Below are 273 nucleotides of genomic sequence, written 5' to 3'. Positions count from 1 at the left end.
AAGAGGCTGCGCTGATGACCACTGAGACGGTGAGGGCCTTCTACGGGATCGTAGCTGCTGGCCCGGATGTTGACACGCCGCCCTGGCTGTTCATCCTGGCCAGACACATCGACGCCTGGGACAAGGCCTCGCAGGCATACATGATGGCCGTGCATCAGCATGCTCGGCCTGTCCTCAATGACATGGAGCGCCTCTCCGCGTCGAAGTAAGCCGGGGGGCTGGGGGACACCCCAGTGAGCCCGAAGGGCGTTGCAGAGGGAGGGGTACCCGACC

At 64.5% G+C, this 273-nt stretch carries 1 protein-coding gene; it reads left to right on the top strand.

The window, feature by feature from the left end:
- Positions 1 to 209: hypothetical protein (locus tag ABG80_RS07240; protein WP_235513772.1), on the top strand; the 209-nt coding region annotated here is incomplete at its 5' end.
- Between the last annotated feature and the right edge of the window lie 64 nt (positions 210 to 273).

Origin of the sequence: Aquabacterium parvum, assembly GCF_001447195.1 — a bacterium.
Taxonomy (GTDB): Bacteria; Pseudomonadota; Gammaproteobacteria; order Burkholderiales; family Burkholderiaceae_C; genus Aquabacterium; species Aquabacterium parvum.
This window is presented reverse-complemented; position numbering and strand designations above follow the sequence as displayed.